The organism is Phyllobacterium sp. P5_D12 (assembly GCF_054049495.1).
In genome coordinates, this window is record NZ_JBFUMG010000701.1 from 1 (window position 1) to 1,975 (window position 1,975).

The following is a 1,975-nucleotide window of genomic DNA, read 5'->3' on the forward strand; positions in this document are numbered from 1 at the left end:
GCATTAGCCCCTGCTTGCGTTCGGCCATTTTTTAGCCTTTGTTCATGCCTTCGCAATTCTCTTAGAGGGGAAGGAACAGAAAAATGACCTTAATGAAACTGAATCTCCGCGCGGCATTGCTGCTCGGATCGCTGATGCTGGGCGCAAGCCCTGCATTGGCCGAAATGGTGCTCCATCGTGGCAATAGCGGCGAGCCGCAGACCCTCGACCAGTCGCAGACTTCCATCGATATCGAAGCTTTCATCGTCAAGGACCTTTATGAAGGCCTGACCGTCTATGATGCGAAYGGCAAGATCGTGCCGGGCGCAGCCGAAAGCTGGACCGTTTCGGATGATGGAACGGTCTACACGTTCAAGATCCGCGACAACGCCAAATGGTCCGATGGATCGCCAGTGGTTGCCGAAGACTTCATCTTCTCGATGCGCCGCGTCGAAGATCCGAAGACCGCAGCTGGCTATGCGAACATTCTCTATCCCATCAAGAATGCCGAACCGATCAACAAGGGCACAGTTCCCGTCGATCAGCTTGGCATGAAGGCCATCAACGACAAGACGCTCGAAATCACGCTGGAGCGCCCGACCCCCTTCTTCATCGAACTTCTCTCGCACCAGACAGCGCTGCCGATCAACAAGGCAAGCTTCGAAAAGAACGGCGCTGATTTCGTCAAGCCAGGCAAGCTCGTCGGCAATGGCGCATTCAAGCTTACTGAACACGTGCCGAACGATCACCTGACCGTGGTCAAGAACGAAAACTATTGGGACGCCGCCAACGTCAAGCTCGACAAGGTCATCTTCTACCCGCAGGAAGATCAGGCTGCAGCCGTCCGCCGCTATGAAGCCGGGGAACTCGATCTCGTCTACAACTTCTCCACCGATCAGATCGATCGCTTGCGCAAGGCAAATGCAAAGCAGGTTCACGTGACGCCTGCCTTCGCCACATACTATTATCCCTTCGACACACGCACCGAGCCGTTCAACGATGTGCGGGTTCGTCAGGCACTTTCCATGTCGGTCGATCGCGATTTCCTCTCGCATGATATTTTCAACGACTCGAAAATGCCGATTTATTCGCTCGTTCCTCCGGGTCTCGAAAACTATGGCGAACCCTCGAAAGCCGATTTTGCCAGCATGTCCCAGCTTGACCGCGAAGACAAAGCCGTGGAGCTGATGAAAGAGGCCGGATATGGCGAAGGCGGCAAGCCTTTGAATATCGAGATCCGCTACAACACCAATCCAAACCACCAGAAGGCAGCGACCGCCGTTGCCGACATGTGGAAGAAGACCTTCGGTGCCAATGTAACGTTGATGAATCTCGACATCAGCGCCCACTACGCCTACCTGCAGGAAGGCGGAAAATTCAATGTCGCGCGCGCCGGCTGGACTGCCGACTATGCCGATGCCGAAAACTTCCTCAACCTCAACGTCAGCAGCAACAAGACCTTCAATTACGGACATTATGAAAATCCGGAATTCGATGCGCTGATGAAGAAGTCCTACGAGGAACGCGACCCGGCAGCCCGCTCGAAGATCCTGCACGAAGCTGAAGCTTTGATCATGCGCGACCAGCCAATTGCTCCGCTGGTCAACGACGCCAATTTCTGGCTCGTTGCTGACAAGGTTCAGGGCTGGGGCGACAATGGCAACAACGAACATCTGAGCAAGTACCTGAGCATCAAGGAATAAGAACTGAAATGCGCAATCCGGATTATCCGGGTTGCGCATTTCGTATGCTCAGGCCCCATGTTTTCGCTTTCCGCCAGACAAATCAGATCAGGAATATGCTCCCGCCGCCTCTCGTGATGAGACGGGCGAATGGAAGTTCTTGAACTTTGCAACGGAACGCAGTTCTCTGGGGATTATCGTGTGAGCGTGCCTGACGGGCACGTCAACAGGAAKAGTTAAATTCGATGTTCCATTTTGTCCTCCGCCGTCTGGCGAGTGCAGTGCCGACACTGTTCATTGTCGTCACACTATCC

1 protein-coding gene is annotated in these 1,975 nt (G+C 54.2%); it reads left to right on the forward strand.

Annotation, left to right across the window (positions count from 1 at the left end):
* Nucleotides 1–83 precede the first annotated feature (83 nt).
* Nucleotides 84–1,682, forward strand: a complete 1,599-nt coding sequence (locus ACXJ5O_RS25460; RefSeq protein WP_224506545.1) for a peptide ABC transporter substrate-binding protein — start codon at nt 84–86, stop codon at nt 1,680–1,682.
* Nucleotides 1,683–1,975 lie beyond the last annotated feature (293 nt).